General features: G+C 47.9%; 12 protein-coding genes and 6 tRNA genes. 12 read left to right on the forward strand and 6 right to left on the reverse strand.

The window, feature by feature from the left end:
* Positions 1 to 140: 140 nt before the first annotated feature.
* Positions 141 to 1,331, reverse strand: a complete 1,191-nt coding sequence (locus OS145_RS11090) for a pyridoxal phosphate-dependent aminotransferase (RefSeq protein ID WP_006956542.1) — start codon at positions 1,329 to 1,331, stop codon at positions 141 to 143.
* Between the two features lie 135 nt (positions 1,332 to 1,466).
* Between OS145_RS11090 and OS145_RS11095 the strand changes: the two genes are divergently transcribed.
* From OS145_RS11095 to OS145_RS11105, 4 genes are all read left to right on the forward strand, one after another.
* Entirely contained in the window at positions 1,467 to 2,825 is a 1,359-nt protein-coding gene (locus OS145_RS11095) for an MATE family efflux transporter (protein ID WP_006956543.1), read from the forward strand.
* Positions 2,818 to 4,848, forward strand: coding sequence for an excinuclease ABC subunit UvrB (gene uvrB, locus OS145_RS11100; protein ID WP_006956544.1), 2,031 nt, complete (start codon positions 2,818 to 2,820; stop codon positions 4,846 to 4,848). Before OS145_RS11095 ends, uvrB begins: the two co-directional genes overlap by 8 nt.
* A 68-nt stretch (positions 4,849 to 4,916) precedes the next feature.
* A complete protein-coding gene (locus tag OS145_RS13250) occupies positions 4,917 to 5,111 on the forward strand; it encodes a DUF2061 domain-containing protein (RefSeq protein ID WP_083404989.1) in 195 nt (64 codons plus the stop codon).
* Positions 5,056 to 5,586, forward strand: a complete 531-nt coding sequence (locus OS145_RS11105; RefSeq protein ID WP_006956546.1) for a DUF2919 family protein — start codon at positions 5,056 to 5,058, stop codon at positions 5,584 to 5,586. Before OS145_RS13250 ends, OS145_RS11105 begins: the two co-directional genes overlap by 56 nt.
* Before the next feature lie 11 nt (positions 5,587 to 5,597).
* Here the strand turns inward: OS145_RS11105 and fghA are convergent, their stop codons facing one another.
* The gene (gene fghA / locus OS145_RS11110) at positions 5,598 to 6,425 is read right to left on the reverse strand and encodes an S-formylglutathione hydrolase (protein WP_006956547.1); all 828 of its coding nucleotides are present in this window, start codon (positions 6,423 to 6,425) and stop codon (positions 5,598 to 5,600) included.
* 18 nt (positions 6,426 to 6,443) lie between these two features.
* The gene (locus OS145_RS11115; RefSeq protein WP_006956548.1) at positions 6,444 to 7,562 is read right to left on the reverse strand and encodes an S-(hydroxymethyl)glutathione dehydrogenase/class III alcohol dehydrogenase; all 1,119 of its coding nucleotides are present in this window, start codon (positions 7,560 to 7,562) and stop codon (positions 6,444 to 6,446) included.
* 123 nt (positions 7,563 to 7,685) lie between these two features.
* Between OS145_RS11115 and OS145_RS11120 the strand changes: the two genes are divergently transcribed.
* Positions 7,686 to 8,564, forward strand: a complete 879-nt coding sequence (locus OS145_RS11120) for a LysR family transcriptional regulator (protein WP_006956549.1) — start codon at positions 7,686 to 7,688, stop codon at positions 8,562 to 8,564.
* Between the two features lie 42 nt (positions 8,565 to 8,606).
* Here the strand turns inward: OS145_RS11120 and OS145_RS11125 are convergent.
* Positions 8,607 to 8,682, reverse strand: a tRNA-Val gene (locus tag OS145_RS11125).
* A 31-nt stretch (positions 8,683 to 8,713) separates the two neighbouring features.
* Positions 8,714 to 8,789: transfer RNA gene (locus OS145_RS11130), tRNA-Val, on the reverse strand.
* 192 nt (positions 8,790 to 8,981) lie between these two features.
* On the opposite strand from OS145_RS11130, the gene gltX reads away from it, so the two are divergent.
* The 5 genes from gltX to OS145_RS11155 all read left to right on the forward strand — a co-directional run bounded on the left by gltX (position 8,982) and on the right by OS145_RS11155 (position 10,924).
* Positions 8,982 to 10,391 (forward strand): glutamate--tRNA ligase, encoded by a 1,410-nt coding sequence (gltX, locus tag OS145_RS11135; RefSeq protein ID WP_006956550.1) that lies wholly within the window; start codon positions 8,982 to 8,984, stop codon positions 10,389 to 10,391.
* 140 nt (positions 10,392 to 10,531) lie between these two features.
* Positions 10,532 to 10,607, forward strand: a tRNA-Ala gene (locus OS145_RS11140).
* Positions 10,608 to 10,639: 32 nt separating this feature from the next.
* Positions 10,640 to 10,715, forward strand: a tRNA-Glu gene (locus tag OS145_RS11145).
* A gap of 30 nt (positions 10,716 to 10,745) precedes the next feature.
* A tRNA-Glu gene (locus tag OS145_RS11150) sits at positions 10,746 to 10,821 on the forward strand.
* 27 nt (positions 10,822 to 10,848) lie between these two features.
* A tRNA-Glu gene (locus OS145_RS11155) sits at positions 10,849 to 10,924 on the forward strand.
* Positions 10,925 to 10,975: 51 nt separating this feature from the next.
* On the opposite strand, the gene OS145_RS11160 is transcribed toward OS145_RS11155, so the two are convergent.
* Entirely contained in the window at positions 10,976 to 11,611 is a 636-nt protein-coding gene (locus tag OS145_RS11160) for an arylesterase (RefSeq protein WP_006956551.1), read from the reverse strand.
* A 3-nt stretch (positions 11,612 to 11,614) separates the two neighbouring features.
* On the opposite strand from OS145_RS11160, the gene OS145_RS11165 reads away from it, so the two are divergent.
* Both OS145_RS11165 and OS145_RS11170 read left to right on the forward strand, forming a co-directional pair.
* Positions 11,615 to 12,295: an ABC transporter ATP-binding protein gene (locus tag OS145_RS11165; protein ID WP_006956552.1), complete on the forward strand. Its 681-nt coding sequence runs from the start codon at positions 11,615 to 11,617 to the stop codon at positions 12,293 to 12,295.
* Entirely contained in the window at positions 12,285 to 14,792 is a 2,508-nt protein-coding gene (locus OS145_RS11170; RefSeq protein ID WP_006956553.1) for an ABC transporter permease, read from the forward strand. The genes OS145_RS11165 and OS145_RS11170 overlap by 11 nt, the downstream gene beginning before the upstream one ends.

The raw sequence follows: 14,792 nt of genomic DNA on the forward strand, positions 1-14,792 counted from the left end.
AAAAGTGGGGTTGTTGTAATAAAAATGTCTTGTGTGTTTCTCGATTTTGATAGCGGGATCGCGCCTTATTTCTTAGATGAAAATATAAAAAAAGCCCTATTAGTACGCTAATAGGGCTTTAATGCTGATAAATAGATGTTTTATTTTAATGCTTTGACAAATTGATTGATGCGAGCGACCGCTTCTTTTAGTGTATCGAGGCTTGTTGCAAATGAGAGTCGACAGTAGCCTTCAGTGCCAAAGGCTGAACCGGGCACTAATGCGACATTAGCTTCGGTCAGCAGTTTTTCACACAACTCAACATCGTTTGCAACACCTGCTTTTTCAATTAGGTTTTGGATACGCGCGAAAGTGTAGAAGGTGCCATCACCTTTTACGCACTCAATACCCTCTATCTCGTTAAGTGCACTCACCAAGTAATCGTGGCGCTCCTTAAACGCACTGACCATTGTATCGATGCAGCTTTGGTCGCCATTTAAAGCGGCTACTGCCGCATGTTGGCTAATGCTGGCTGGATTTGACGTGCTCTGAGACTGAATCTTTTTCATCGCCGCAATGATAGGTGCTGGACCTGCTGCATAACCAATACGCCAGCCGGTCATTGCGTAGGCTTTCGAAACACCGGATAAGATAACTGTGCGGTCGCGTAATTCAGGCGCAACCATCACAATATTAGCGAATTGGCTACGATCCCATAAAATATGCTCATACATATCATCTGTCGCGATCAGCACATTTGGGAAATCAACCAGTACATCAGCAAGTGCACGTAGTTCCTCTGCTGAGTAGGCTGTACCACTCGGGTTAGATGGACTGTTGATAAACATTAAACGGGTTTTTTCGGTTAATGAGTCGCGCAATTGCTCAGGAGTGATTTTAAACCGCTGCTCTAAATCGGTATGGACGATCACGGGCTCTGCTTCAACCAGCTTTACCATATCTGGATAAGAAACCCAGTAAGGCGCCGGTATCACCACTTCATCACCCGGGTTGAGCCAAGCACTCAGTAAATTAAAAATGCTGTGTTTACCGCCTGCCGAGACGATGATTTCATCAAGACCGTATTCCAACTGGTTATCACGTTTAAACTTATCGGAAACTGCTTGTTTAAGTTCGACAATACCATCAACCGCAGTGTACTTGGTTTTGCCGTCTTCGATGGCTTTAATAGCAGCTTGTTTGACAAAATCGGGTGTATCAAAGTCGGGTTCACCCACACCTAAACCAATCACATCTTTACCCGCGCTTCTTAATTCGTTGGCTTTTTGCGTTACTGCCAGCGTAGGAGAAGGTTGGATAGAATTAACGCGCTTTGAGAGCTGATAGTCCACTACGTATTCCTTCCGATTTTGCTTATGTAAACAGCTCTCTACTATACGGATCGGTCGCGTTAAAGTCTATCAACATAGCCAAACAATAGATGTTTGCTGTACACTAATGAGGTTAATTCAACAGGAGGTATTTTCATGGCTACAACCGACGCATCTCGAAGTCTTATCAACGCGCCGGTTGGAAAAACGCTATGGGAAATGACGTGGCCCGTTATCTTTGGTGTCGCTACGCTGATAAGTTTTAATGTCGTAGATACTTTCTTTATTAGTCTGTTAGGTACTGACCCACTTGCTGCCGTCAGCTTTACCTTTCCAATCACCTTTACGGTTGTTAGCCTCACCATCGGCTTGGGTATTGGTACATCCGCTGTTATCGCGCGTAAGTACGGTCGGGATAAACCCGAAGAAGCTCATTTCGATGGTTTTGCTGCACTCTCGGTTTCCGCTTTACTTGTTCTGATACTGTCAGCCGTTGGCTATATTTTCATGGACAGTATTTTTACCCTCCTGCAAGCACAACAACGTTTACTGCCGCTGATCCGTGAATATATGACGCTATGGTTTGCGGGCAGCGTCATGTTGGTCACGCCAATGGTCGGCAATGCGGTATTGCGCGCATCGGGCGACACACGAACACCATCATTGATTATGGCCTCGGGCGGTTTGGCGAATGCCATTTTTGATCCGATCCTTATTTTTGGTTGGGGACCGATCCCTGCGATGGGTATTGAGGGAGCCGCTTTAGCGAGCGTGATTTCGTGGTTGAGTGGTGTGGTTCTCGTGTTTTGGTTACTTAATCGTAAGCAGCTTATTCGGGTACGTATCGAAACGACACGCGGGTTGTTTCGCGAATGGGTCGATGCTGCTCGCGCTATTCTGAAAATTGGTCTGCCAGCGGCAGGCGCCAATATTCTGACTCCGCTCGCGATGTCGGTCATGACGGCTATTATTGCATCTTATGGTGCGGCGGCAGTGGCGGCATTTGGCGTTGGCACTCGACTCGAGTCGCTCGCGAGTATCATTATTCTGGCGCTATCCATGTCGTTGCCGCCGTTGATTAGCCAAAACTTTGGTGCCAACCGAGTTGATCGGGTACGAGAGGCCTATGGCAAAGCCTTAAAAGCGGTATTTGCCATTCAACTGGTTATCTATGCGGCGATGGCAATAACGGCACCGTGGATTGCGATGGCATTTGCGAAAGAGCAAGAAGTGGCGCGTATCGTTGAATTGTTTATCTACATAATGCCCATCGGTTATGGCTTCCAGGGTTGGATCATTCTCTCGAACTCGAGTTTTAATGCCATTCATAAACCCATGCGTGCGCTCGGCTTAAGTGTCATCCGCTTATTTGTTTTTTTCGTACCCTTGTCCTACTTAGGTAGTCTACTAGCGGACCTACACGGCTTATTTATTGGCGGTGTGGTGGCTAATATCATCACAGCGGCTATCGCTTATATATGGTTTACGCGAGCGTTGAGGAGGGTTGGTGAGTAAAGCATTTGAATTAATATCGAGTTACCAGCCTGCGGGTGATCAGCCTGCGGCGATTGAAAAAATTCTAGAGAATTTAGACGCGGGTCTTGCCCATCAAACTTTACTCGGCGTCACAGGCTCGGGTAAGACGTTTACCATGGCTAACGTGATTGCCCAGTCGCAACGCCCGACGCTTATCCTAGCCCACAACAAAACGTTGGCAGCACAGCTCTATGGTGAGATGAAAGAATTCTTTCCTAATAATGCTGTCGAATATTTCGTGTCCTATTACGATTATTATCAGCCCGAAGCCTATGTGCCCACCACTGATACCTTTATTGAAAAAGATGCATCGATAAACGACCACATTGAACAAATGCGTCTGTCAGCGACAAAAGCGTTGATGGAGCGCCGTGATGTTGTGTTGGTGGCTTCGGTTTCGGCGATTTATGGTTTGGGTGATCCCGAATCATATATGAAGATGATGCTGCATTTGCGTCGTGGCGACATTATTGACCAGCGCGATATTTTGCGGCGCTTGGCGCAGCTACAGTATAAGCGAAACGATGCGGCCTTCGAGCGGGGCACCTATCGTGTGCGCGGTGAGGTCATTGACATTTTCCCCGCTGAATCGGAAGAGCTTGCAGTGCGCGTTGAACTATTTGATAACGAAGTCGACCGTATCAGCTTTTTTGAGCCGCTCACGGGGCAAGTGACCGAAGCGGATGTTGCGCGTGCGACTATTTATCCAAAGACACACTATGTCACGCCACGTGAAGTTTTAGTCGAAGCAATTGAGAAAATCAAAGACGAGTTAAAAGATCGTCGAGATGTATTGCTGAAACAAAATAAATTGCTTGAAGAGCAACGTATTAATCAGCGCACTCAGTTTGATATTGAAATGATGTTGGAGCTTGGCTATTGCTCCGGTATCGAAAACTATTCACGTTATCTGTCTGGACGTGCTCCGGGCGAGCCACCACCCACCTTGATGGATTACTTACCTGATGACGCGCTGCTTATCATTGATGAGTCTCATGTGACGGTATCGCAGGTCGGCGCTATGTATAAGGGGGACCGCTCACGAAAGGAAAATCTGGTGGAGTATGGCTTTCGACTGCCGAGTGCGTTGGATAACCGACCGTTAAAGTTTGATGAATTCGAGGCTATCGCACCACAAACAGTTTATGTCTCTGCAACACCTGGGAAATATGAGCTTGAACGCAGTAGTGGCGAGGTGGTTGAGCAGGTCGTGCGACCCACAGGTTTAGTGGATCCCATTATTGAAGTGCGGGCAGTAGCGACGCAGGTCGATGATTTAATGTCTGAAGTCCGTTTGCGCGTGGAAAAAGAAGAACGTGTACTTGCGACAACATTGACCAAAAAGATGGCCGAAGACTTAAGTGACTACCTCGATGAGCACGGCATCCGTGTACGCTATCTTCACTCAGACATTGATACGGTCGAACGAATGGAGATTATTCGCGACTTGCGACTCGGTGAGTTTGATGTGTTAGTCGGCATTAACTTGCTGCGAGAAGGTCTTGATATGCCGGAAGTTTCCCTAGTCGCCATTCTTGATGCTGATAAAGAGGGCTTCTTACGCTCTGATCGTTCTTTGATTCAGACCATTGGTCGTGCAGCACGTAACGTGAATGGTAAGGCGATTCTTTATGGCGATCGGATTACCGGTTCGATGCAACGCGCGATTGAGGAGACGGATCGTCGTCGTGAAAAGCAAATTGCATTTAACGAAGAGCATGGTATCACGCCACAAAAATTGAATAAGAAAGTCACCGACGTGATGGACTTAGGGCAAGGCGGTGCAAACCGTAAAAACCGTGCGGCGAAAGCCGTTGCCGAGGTGGCGTCAGGTTATGATCCACGCACCGTGATGATCAAAGATACGAATGCGGTGATTAAAGAAATCGAAGCAAAAGAAAAAGAAATGTATGAAGCGGCTCAAAACCTTGAGTTTGAGAAGGCGGCACAGTTACGTGACGATATCAAAACACTACGTGAACAACTTAAACGAGCAGTTTAATCGGTTTTTATAATTAGAAATGTAAATCGTAATTGCTATCATTTCGTTAGACAGGAATGGAGGGCATTATGATAAAGACAGCTAGTTTTGCCGTGATGCATTTCTCAATCGCTTTTACAGTGGTTTGGGTGATGACAGGCGATATCGTTATGGGTGGTGCCGTGGCATTAATTGAGCCATTGGTAAACACGGTAGGTTATTATTTTCATGAAAAGATCTGGCAACGGAGCGGCGTTCGTCGAACGAGCGCGCTATCTGGATAAAGAGGGGCGCGCGAGCACCCCTCTATTTTTCATTTGGGTCACATTCTTTTTATGCCGTGGCTATCTCGCAGGTATTGTCTCGCTTACCTTCAATGAAGATCGCACGCGTTTACTCTCGTTATTTTATAAAAGCTCAGAACAATTTGGTCTCATGCTGGTGGTCGGCTTGCCTGCGTTACTCGTTCTGTTGGCAACAAGTTTCGCCAAAGAGGATGGTTACAACTGGGCTAATCATGTGATGCGAGCTGCTCAGCCCCTGATGTTGGTCTCCCTCGTGTTAGATGCGATATTAATTAGTAGTTTGTTAATGCATCAGCATGGCAGTTTTTCTTGGGGGAAAGCGAGTATTATCTTGGCATGGTTTATTAGTCTTTGGTACGTCAGTAAGTCGCGGCAATGGCGCTTTTATCGGCGTCATCTTGCTGAAAAGCCTGAATCATCGGTGTCCGAAGACACCGATAAATCCGCGCAATAAGGGCGAGCGTGTTAGAGCAGATAATGCGCGTGGAAGCGTAACTGCTCTTCAATGAAACTGCTGATAAAGTAGTAACTATGATCGTAGCCTTCGTGCAGATAGATAGCGCCCGGTCCATCTGTTTCGTCGAATACAGCTTGCAAAGCCTCAGGCTTGAGTTGCTCTTCTAGAAAGTTGTCTGCTAAACCTTGGTCGACGCGAATCGGTCTGACTTGCCCATAAGCTTTGATAAGTTCAACCGCATCATAGTCTTTCCAAGCATCACGGTTGCCTCCCAAATATTGCGTAAACGCATATTCACCCCAGGGGCATTGAGTCGGATGGGTGATCGGTGAGAATGCCGAAATACTTTGATAGCGCTCTGGGTTCCGCACACCAATGACAAGCGCGCCATGGCCACCCATGGAGTGACCGGCAATCGAGCGTTTATCCGTTAGCGGGAACTGTGCCTCTACGCATTTTGGGAGCTCATCAAGAATGTAGTCGTACATTTGATAGTGTTTAGCCCAAGGCGTTTCGGTCGCATTCAGATAAAAACCTGCACCTTTGCCAAAGTCATAGCGATCCTCATCAGGCACATCGTCGCCACGTGGACTGGTGTCTGGAATAATCAGTGCGATTCCCAATTGCGCGGCAACGCGTTGTGCGCCTGCTTTGGTGGAAAAGTTTTCATCGGTGCAGGTGAGCCCAGACAAAAAGTAAAGGCTCGGTACTTTATGATGTTCAGCCTGAGGCGGCAGAAACACGCTCAACTGCATGTCGCAGTTGAGCGTCGAAGAGCGGTGCTTAAGGCGGACTTGACGGCCGCCAAACGTACGTACTTCGCTTACGATTTCCATAGTGGATACCTTTGTCGCTTAGTAGTGGATAACTGAACGAATCGACTTACCTTCGTGCATGAGCTCAAACGCTTCGTTGATCTCTTCAAGTGACATGTTGTGAGTAATGAAGGTATCTAAATCAAACTTCCCATCCATGTACTGTTGCACGTAGTCGGGCAATTGGCTGCGACCTTTGACGCCACCAAAAGCGCTTCCACGCCATACGCGACCGGTGACCAGTTGGAATGGGCGGGTTGAGATCTCTTCACCTGCGCCGGCGACACCAATAATTACCGATTCGCCCCAACCTTTGTGGCAGCATTCAAGCGCCGAACGCATGACTTCGACGTTACCGATACATTCGAACGAGAAGTCGACACCGCCGTCGGTCATATCGACAATCACTTCTTGGATAGGCTTGTCGTAATCTGTTGGATTAACAAAATCAGTCGCACCGAGCTGCTTGGCAATTTCGAACTTATCTTCGTTCACATCAATCGCAATAATGCGTGACGCTTTCGCTTGTACGGCACCGATAATGACGGCTAGACCGATACCACCAAGCCCAAATACCGCGACCGTATCACCTTCTTGTACATCAGCTGTGTTCTTAACTGCACCCATGCCGGTAGTGACACCACAACCTAACAAACACACTTTTTCTAAGGGCGCTTCTTTTGGGATTTTCGCGACAGAGATTTCAGGTAACACGGTGTATTCAGAAAATGTCGAAGTACCCATGTAGTGGTAAATCGGCTCGCCGTTTTTTGAGAAACGAGTGGTACCATCAGGCATTAAGCCTTTACCCTGCGTTGCACGCACGGCTTGGCACAAATTAGTTTTCCCTGAAGTACAGAATTTACATTCACCACACTCGGCGGTGTAAAGTGGAATCACGTGGTCGCCCACCTCGACAGAAGTCACGCCTTCGCCGACCGATTCAACAATACCGCCGCCTTCGTGGCCTAAAACGGCTGGGAAGATGCCCTCAGGATCAGCGCCTGATAGCGTATAAGCATCGGTATGACAAACGCCTGTCGCAATGATTTTGACGCGCACTTCACCTTTTTTAGGTGGTGCTACATCGATTTCTTCCATTTTCAACGGTTCGCCGGGGCCCCACGCCACGGCTGCACGCGACTTAATTGTTTCCATCTTAGCTTCCTTTATTCAGTATGTGATTGGCTAGTTATACGTTAATGACAGGAACAAGTTTAACTTTTTCTGTTTTAAAGGTAATCTAAACTTTTTACAAATAACTTTTGCAGATACGTAATAATGAAACAATGGCAAGGAATCAGTGAGTTTGTTGCGGTGGCTCAAACATCCAGCTTCACCAGTGCAGCGAAGCAGTTAGGTCTGTCCGTTGCGCAAGTGAGCCGTAATATTGCAGCGCTAGAGCAACGGCTTAAATTACCATTACTCTATCGCTCCACGCGCAGCGTGAGTTTAACGGAGGAGGGCTCACTCTATTTACCGCATTGCCAACATTTAGTGGCGAGTCTCAATGATGCGGATCAGGCTATCCAACAGCGATCAGAAAAACCACAAGGGTTAATCAGACTGACCGCTCCAGTATTTTACGGCGAACACGTGATTGCTCCTTTAGTAAATGATTTTTTAAATCAGTACCCCGATTGTCGACTCGACTTTAACCTCACCAACGACACGCTCGACTTGATAGAGGGACATTATGACTTAGCGATACGGTTAGGGCATTTGGGCACGCCGCGTTTAAAGGCGAGTCCGCTCGGTCGTCGCCGGCACTTTCTAGTGGGGGCGCCGGCGTATTTTGAACGTTTTGGAGAACCAACTCACTTAGCTTCGCTGGCTGATCACCGTTGTTTAACGGGCACGCTCAAAAGTTGGCGTTTTCAGGTGGATGGAAAAGTAAAGACAGTGCAACCAAACGCATTAGTTCATTGTAATAGTGGCTTAGCGATAAAAGATGCGGTGTGTAAAGGCCTGGGGATAGCGATTCTGCCTGATTATTATGTCGCTGATGAGCTTGAAGCCGGTGTCTTACAGGAAGTGATGACAGAGTATCGTCAACCGGACGATGGTATTTGGGCATTGTATCCCGAGTCGCGACATCGAATTGCGAAAGTCAGAGTATTAATAGACTTTTTGAAGGTGAAGCTAACCGATAACGGTTGAAGTCGTGGATTTACTTAGAATAATTCGGAGAGTAAAAAAAGGTGGTGGATGGTACTGGGCTCGAACCAGTGACCCTCGCCTTGTAAGGGCGATGCTCTCCCAACTGAGCTAACCATCCAACGCCAAGGAAAACAACGAAGGGGAAGAAGTGGTGGATGGTACTGGGCTCGAACCAGTGACCCTCGCCTTGTAAGGGCGATGCTCTCCCAACTGAGCTAACCATCCAGTTTTGTCATCGCACTTCTGCGTCGTTGCGAGGAGGCATTATAGGGATACGCGCCAAAGTGTCAAACAAAAAATGCAAAGTTTTTTCTGTTTGCTGACTTTTTAATCATTTTAATTGAATAATGCGCTTTTGGGCTAGGACTGGTAAAATTCAACACGTCTAATCACTGAATTAAATAAAGGAACACAGTAATGAGTGTAGTTACGCGTTTCGCTCCAAGCCCGACTGGCTATTTACATGTTGGCGGTGCTCGCACAGCGCTTTACTCTTGGCTGGTCGCAAAGGCCCAAGGTGGTGAGTTTGTCTTGCGCATTGAAGATACCGATCGGGAGCGTTCAACGCAGCCGGCGATTGATGCCATCTTAGAAGGTATGGAATGGTTAGGGTTGAACTGGGACCGAGGTCCTTACTATCAAACTAAGCGTTTTGACCGCTATAAAGAATTAGTCGATCAATTGCTTGAAGAAGACAAAGCTTATAAATGTTACTGCTCGACCGAGCGGTTGGAAAAAATGCGCGAAGAGCAAATGGAGCGTGGCGAAAAACCTCGTTATGACGGACATTGCCGTGATAATCCAAATGCGTCTGGTGATAGTTACGTGATTCGTTTTCGTAACCCGCAAGAGGGTAGCGTGATTTTTGATGACTTGATCCGCGGTCGTATCGAGTTTTCAAACCAAGAACTTGATGACTTAATCATTGCCCGCAGTGATGGTACGCCAACTTATAATTTCTGTGTTGTCGTGGATGACTGGGAAATGGGTATTACGCATGTGGTGCGAGGCGAAGACCATATTAATAATACGCCGCGCCAGATTAATATTTTAAAAGCGTTAAACGCGCCGGTGCCTTATTACGCGCACGTATCGATGATTCTGGGTGATGACGGTAAAAAATTATCTAAACGCCATGGTGCGGTGGGTGTGATGCACTATCGCGATGACGGGTACTTGCCCGAAGCGGTCATTAATTATTTGGCACGCTTAGGTTGGTCGCACGGTGATCAAGAGATATTCAGTAAAGAAGAGTTGGTTAAACTGTTTAAACTAGAGGACGTGAATAAAGCGGCTTCTGCGTTTAACACCGAAAAGCTTAATTGGTTAAACCAGCATTACATGAAGACGTTGCCCGCTGAACAAGTGGCTGATGCGCTAAAATGGCAATTTGATCAACTCGGCGTCGATACGTCGACGGGTCCAGCACTGACAGCCATTGTTGGTTTGCAAGCTGATCGTGTGAAAACGTTGAAAGAAATGGCCGCGATTAGCCGTTATTTCTATGAACCAGTGACTGAGTTTGAAGAAAAAGCAGCTAAGAAACACTTGCGCCCTGTAGCTAAAGAACCATTAGAAGCGGTGAGGGCAAGTCTGTCAGGCTTAACGGACTGGACTGCTGAATCAATTCAAGAAGCGATTAATGGCACGGCTGAAGCGCTTGGCGTGGGCATGGGCAAAATTGGCATGCCGTTGCGCGTTGCAGCAACCGGTGGGGGCAACTCACCCTCGTTGGATGTTACCTTAGCTCAGTTGGATCAGCAAAAGGTTATCGAGCGTATTGATCTGGCACTTGCGTTCATTGCTGAGCGCGAAGCGAACGCATAATCTGCGATTTGCATGTAAAATAATCAACTTGATATAAAAATCGCCAGTTAGCGATATTTTTTCAAAAAACAGTTGACACTTAAGCGCTCCTCGCAATAGAATGCGCCCCGCTGTCAAGGCAGTTTCGCTGCTAAAGCAGTGGGGCTATAGCTCAGCTGGGAGAGCGCTTGCATGGCATGCAAGAGGTCAGCGGTTCGATCCCGCTTAGCTCCACCAAGTGAAATTTTGATAGCAACGTTAGTGATTGCGTCCCCTTCGTCTAGAGGCCTAGGACACTGCCCTTTCACGGCAGTAACAGGGGTTCGAATCCCCTAGGGGACGCCAATTTTACTAACACGATGCAGTTTTGATTGCGTCCCCTTCGTCTAGAGGCCTAGGACACTGCCCTTTCACGGCAGTAACAGGGGTTCGAATCCCCTAGGGGACGCCATTCAAAAGCATCACAAACAGTTTCTGGGTCCCCTTCGTCTAGAGGCCTAGGACACTGCCCTTTCACGGCAGTAACAGGGGTTCGAATCCCCTAGGGGACGCCAACACTAAACCACCTTCGAGGTGGTTTTTTTGTGTCTGCAATTTATCAACGCTTAACCCGATGCCTCGGCGTTTTTAGCCAGCTCAAGCAAGTACGGTGAGAGGAAATCCGCAATAGCGTCTTGCGCTGCTGCAGTGGGGTGGATGCCATCATCTTGCACGAAGTCTGGGTTCTCTACTAACTCGGTCATAAAAAATGGCACCAGTGTTACATCATACTTTTCTGCCACACGCGTAAACACCGCCTGAAATCGCTTTGAGAAGCGCGGACCATAGTTGGGCGGTACCATGACCTGACTGAGCGCCACTTTAATCCCTTTCGCCTGTGCCTGCTCGATCATATTAGACAAGTTCGTTTCCACCGTCGCTAAATCGAATCCACGCAACCCGTCATTGCCGCCTAACTCAATAAAAATAGCATCCGGTTGGTGGCGCTCAATAATGCCTGGTAAACGATTGAGACCGCCACGAGTGGTTTCACCACTGATACTGGCATTGACTATTTCAATGTTCGGGTACGCCTGCTGCCAACGGTTTTGCAATTCTGCTACCCAAGTTTGTTGTTGCGAAAGACCATAACCTGCGCTTAGGCTATCTCCTAATACAACAAGTGAAACATTTGCCGCAACACTACGTATAGATATAAAAATCAAAGTAATACAAGCTAACTTTAATAGGAAATTTTTCATTTTATGCTCATTCAAACTCAACAACTCGAAAAGATAGTCGAAACCTCTGAGGGACCATTACAGATTTTGCAACCAATTGACCTCGCAATCAATGCTGGCGAGACTGTTGCGATTGTTGGAGCGTCCGGCTCAGGTAAATCAACGTTACTATCACTACTCGCTGGGTTAGACATTGCCACCCACGGCGATGTTCTTATAGAAAACGAAAAGTTAAGCGATTTGGATGAGGAACAACGTGCGAAGCTGCGCGCCGATAAAGTAGGCTTTATTTTTCAGTCGTTTTTGCTAGTGCCTAGCTTAAGCGCGTTAGAAAACGTGATGTTACCGGCAGAGCTTGCTGGCCACAAAGGCGCTGAAAAGGAAGCTCGTGAGCTGTTAGAAAAGGTCGGGCTCGCTGACCGCTGGCACCATTACCCTAATCAACTCTCGGGCGGCGAGCAGCAGCGCGTCGCTATTGCGCGCGCGTTTGTTGGTCAGCCAAAGATTTTATTTGCTGATGAACCCACCGGTAACCTCGACAGTAAAACCGGTGACAAAGTCGAACAGTTGCTCTTTGACTTGAACAAGGATTACGGCACCACTTTAGTAATGGTGACTCACGACACCACGTTAGCGAAACGCTGTCAGCGTATCCTAAACATGGAGGCTGGGCAGCTAGCGGAGGCGTCGCGAGATGTGGCATAAAATATCGTTTCGCTTACTCAAGCAGGAGCTCAAGCGCGGTGAGCTCACGATCATGGCGCTCGCTATCATTTTATCGGTGACCGCGGTTTTATCACTGTCGTTATTTAGTGAGCGCCTACAATCCGGATTACTCGAACGCAGTAGTGAATTTCTCGCAGCTGATCGAGTATTAAGTTCACGCAGAGATATCCCTCAAGAGTGGCTTGATAGAGCGGATGAGGAGGGGATTCAGAGCGCGTGGCGAGTGATATTTAACTCAATGGCGTTTGCTAACGATAAGCTTGAGCTCGTCGATATCAAAGCGGTATCTGATGGTTATCCGCTACGAGGTGAGCTTAAAGTAGCCGATAAGCCCTTTGTTGAAGGGCAAGTCACCAACACTCTCCCCCCGGCTGGAGAAGCTTGGGTCGCATCGAGTCTATTCCAAGCGTTATCGCTTGAAATGGGCGACTTTATTGAAGTGGGGAATAGCCGCTTTAAAGTGACTAAGGTGGTGACTTACGAACCTGATGTCGGTTTCTCAGTGTTCACCGACAGTCCCAATGTCATCATTCGTTATTCACAGTTAGCTGAGACCGGGTTGATTCAACCGGGAAGCCGCGTACGTTACAACGTCTTATTCGCCGGAACGCCAACGCAACTGGATAACTACGAGAATTGGCTTCTCCCACAATTGAATGATGACACTCATAGCTGGCGCAGTATCGAAGACGGCGACAGCCCCTTGGCGCGCGCCCTAAATCGCGCTGAACGCTTTATGATGCTGGCGAGTCTGTTAGGTGTAGTACTTGCAGCAACGGCTGTTGCCGTAGCCGCCCAACGCTACTGCCAGCGTAATTATGACGTGGTGGCCATATTTAAAACCTTAGGAGCGGGCAAACAGCAGATCCGTAAGATCTTTGTGCTTCACTTGCTATTGCTTACGGGAATCAGCGTCGGTATTGGCATCTTGTTAGGGTGGCTCATTCAATCCTACGTGATTAACTGGGTCGCTGAACAGTTGGGCGCTTCACTACCATCAGCCAGTTGGCGACCTTATGCGCTCGCTATTGCAACGGGCCTGATTAGTGCGGTGATGTTTACGCTTTACCCGCTATTTAGATTGATTTCTATCCCACCGTTACGTGTACTACACCGTCAAATGGTCGGTGTACAGGCGATTCGCTGGCTGCAATGGATATTAAGCGGCGGCACGATTTATGGGTTATTGGTGCTGTACTCACAGCAATGGTGGTTATCGACGGCCTTGTTCGTGGGTGGGGCTTTTGCTGCGGGTATCCTGTTGTTGATTGGTCGTCTACTGATCGGAGCGGGTCGAAAAGCAGGCATGCAAGCAGGGAGTGCTTGGCGTTTAGCGATGGCCGGCTTACAACGGCGCGCGTCAGCAAACAGCGTACAGATGCTGAGTTTTTCAACCGCCATTATGTTGTTGCTGTTGGTTATCGTCATGCGCAATGATTTACTTGCGGATTGGCAGCGCCAACTGCCAGCGGATGCACCGAATTATTTTGCGCTGAATATCGCTGAAGAGAAAGTTGACGATTTGCGCGCTATGTTCGCTCGAGAAGACATCGAAGCAACCGATCAATATCCGCTAATCCCGGGTCGGGTAACCCACCATAACGGTACTGAACTGATTGATGAAGTGACCAAAGAAAACCGCGAGGAAGTCGAGCGGGGCGATCGTGAGGAAGGTTTTGGTCGTGAGCTCTCATTGACATGGCGCGATACGGTACCGCCCAACAATGAAATTGTGAGCGGCGAGTGGTGGGGCGATAATGCCGAGCCACAGGTGTCCGTTGAAAAACAAGCGGCAGAACGATTAGAAATCAAAGTAGGCGACACGCTGACCTTTAATATCGGCGGCGAAGTATTTACCGTGCCGGTAACGAGTCTGCGAGAAGCGGACTGGGGTTCGCTTCAGCCCAACTTTTACATGATTTTTAATACCAGCACACTCGCTGATTTCCCTGCAACCTATATAACCAGCTTTCACTTAGACAGTGAGCGTAAAGATGAGCTATACCAATTATTTAGACCGTTTCCCGAGGCGTCTTTGATTGACTTAGACGCGATTATTGACCAAATCCGTGAAGTCATCTCGCAGGTCAGTATTGCGATTCTTTTCGTCTTAGTTCTGGTGATGATTGCAGGCGCCTTGGTATTGATAGCGCAAGTACAGGCAAGCATGGAGGAGCGCCAGAAGGAACTGGTTATTCTACGCACTTTGGGTGCTTCAGGTAAGTTGCTAAGTCGAAGTATCAGTTATGAATTTCTTATGTTAGGGGCTATAAGTGGTCTAATAGCGACCATTGCGATGGATTTATCGCTGCTCATTTTGCAGACTCAAGTGTTTAACATGGATGCCACCTGGCATTGGCGTTTGTGGTTGGTGGGTCCTATTTCAGGCGCTGTTGTCGTTGCCTTGTTAGGTCGACTCGCGTGTTCGCGTTTGGTTCGCCGCAACACGGCACAATTGATACGTAAATTGATTTAA

Source organism: Idiomarina baltica OS145, assembly GCF_000152885.1.
GTDB lineage: Bacteria > Pseudomonadota > Gammaproteobacteria > Enterobacterales > Alteromonadaceae > Idiomarina > Idiomarina baltica.

What these genes read in the sequence shown, in the direction of transcription:
- OS145_RS13250 (WP_083404989.1), top strand. Translation starts at nt 4,917, where the DNA reads ATGATAAAGACAGCTAGTTTTGCCGTGATGCATTTCTCAATCGCTTTT.
- gltX (WP_006956550.1), top strand. Translation starts at nt 8,982, where the DNA reads ATGAGTGTAGTTACGCGTTTCGCTCCAAGCCCGACTGGCTATTTACAT.
- OS145_RS11170 (WP_006956553.1), top strand. Translation starts at nt 12,285, where the DNA reads ATGTGGCATAAAATATCGTTTCGCTTACTCAAGCAGGAGCTCAAGCGC.
- OS145_RS11115 (WP_006956548.1), bottom strand. Translation starts at nt 7,562, where the DNA reads ATGGAAACAATTAAGTCGCGTGCAGCCGTGGCGTGGGGCCCCGGCGAA.
- OS145_RS11120 (WP_006956549.1), top strand. Translation starts at nt 7,686, where the DNA reads ATGAAACAATGGCAAGGAATCAGTGAGTTTGTTGCGGTGGCTCAAACA.
- fghA (WP_006956547.1), bottom strand. Translation starts at nt 6,425, where the DNA reads ATGGAAATCGTAAGCGAAGTACGTACGTTTGGCGGCCGTCAAGTCCGC.
- OS145_RS11105 (WP_006956546.1), top strand. Translation starts at nt 5,056, where the DNA reads ATGAAAAGATCTGGCAACGGAGCGGCGTTCGTCGAACGAGCGCGCTAT.
- OS145_RS11165 (WP_006956552.1), top strand. Translation starts at nt 11,615, where the DNA reads ATGCTCATTCAAACTCAACAACTCGAAAAGATAGTCGAAACCTCTGAG.
- OS145_RS11160 (WP_006956551.1), bottom strand. Translation starts at nt 11,611, where the DNA reads ATGAAAAATTTCCTATTAAAGTTAGCTTGTATTACTTTGATTTTTATA.
- OS145_RS11095 (WP_006956543.1), top strand. Translation starts at nt 1,467, where the DNA reads ATGGCTACAACCGACGCATCTCGAAGTCTTATCAACGCGCCGGTTGGA.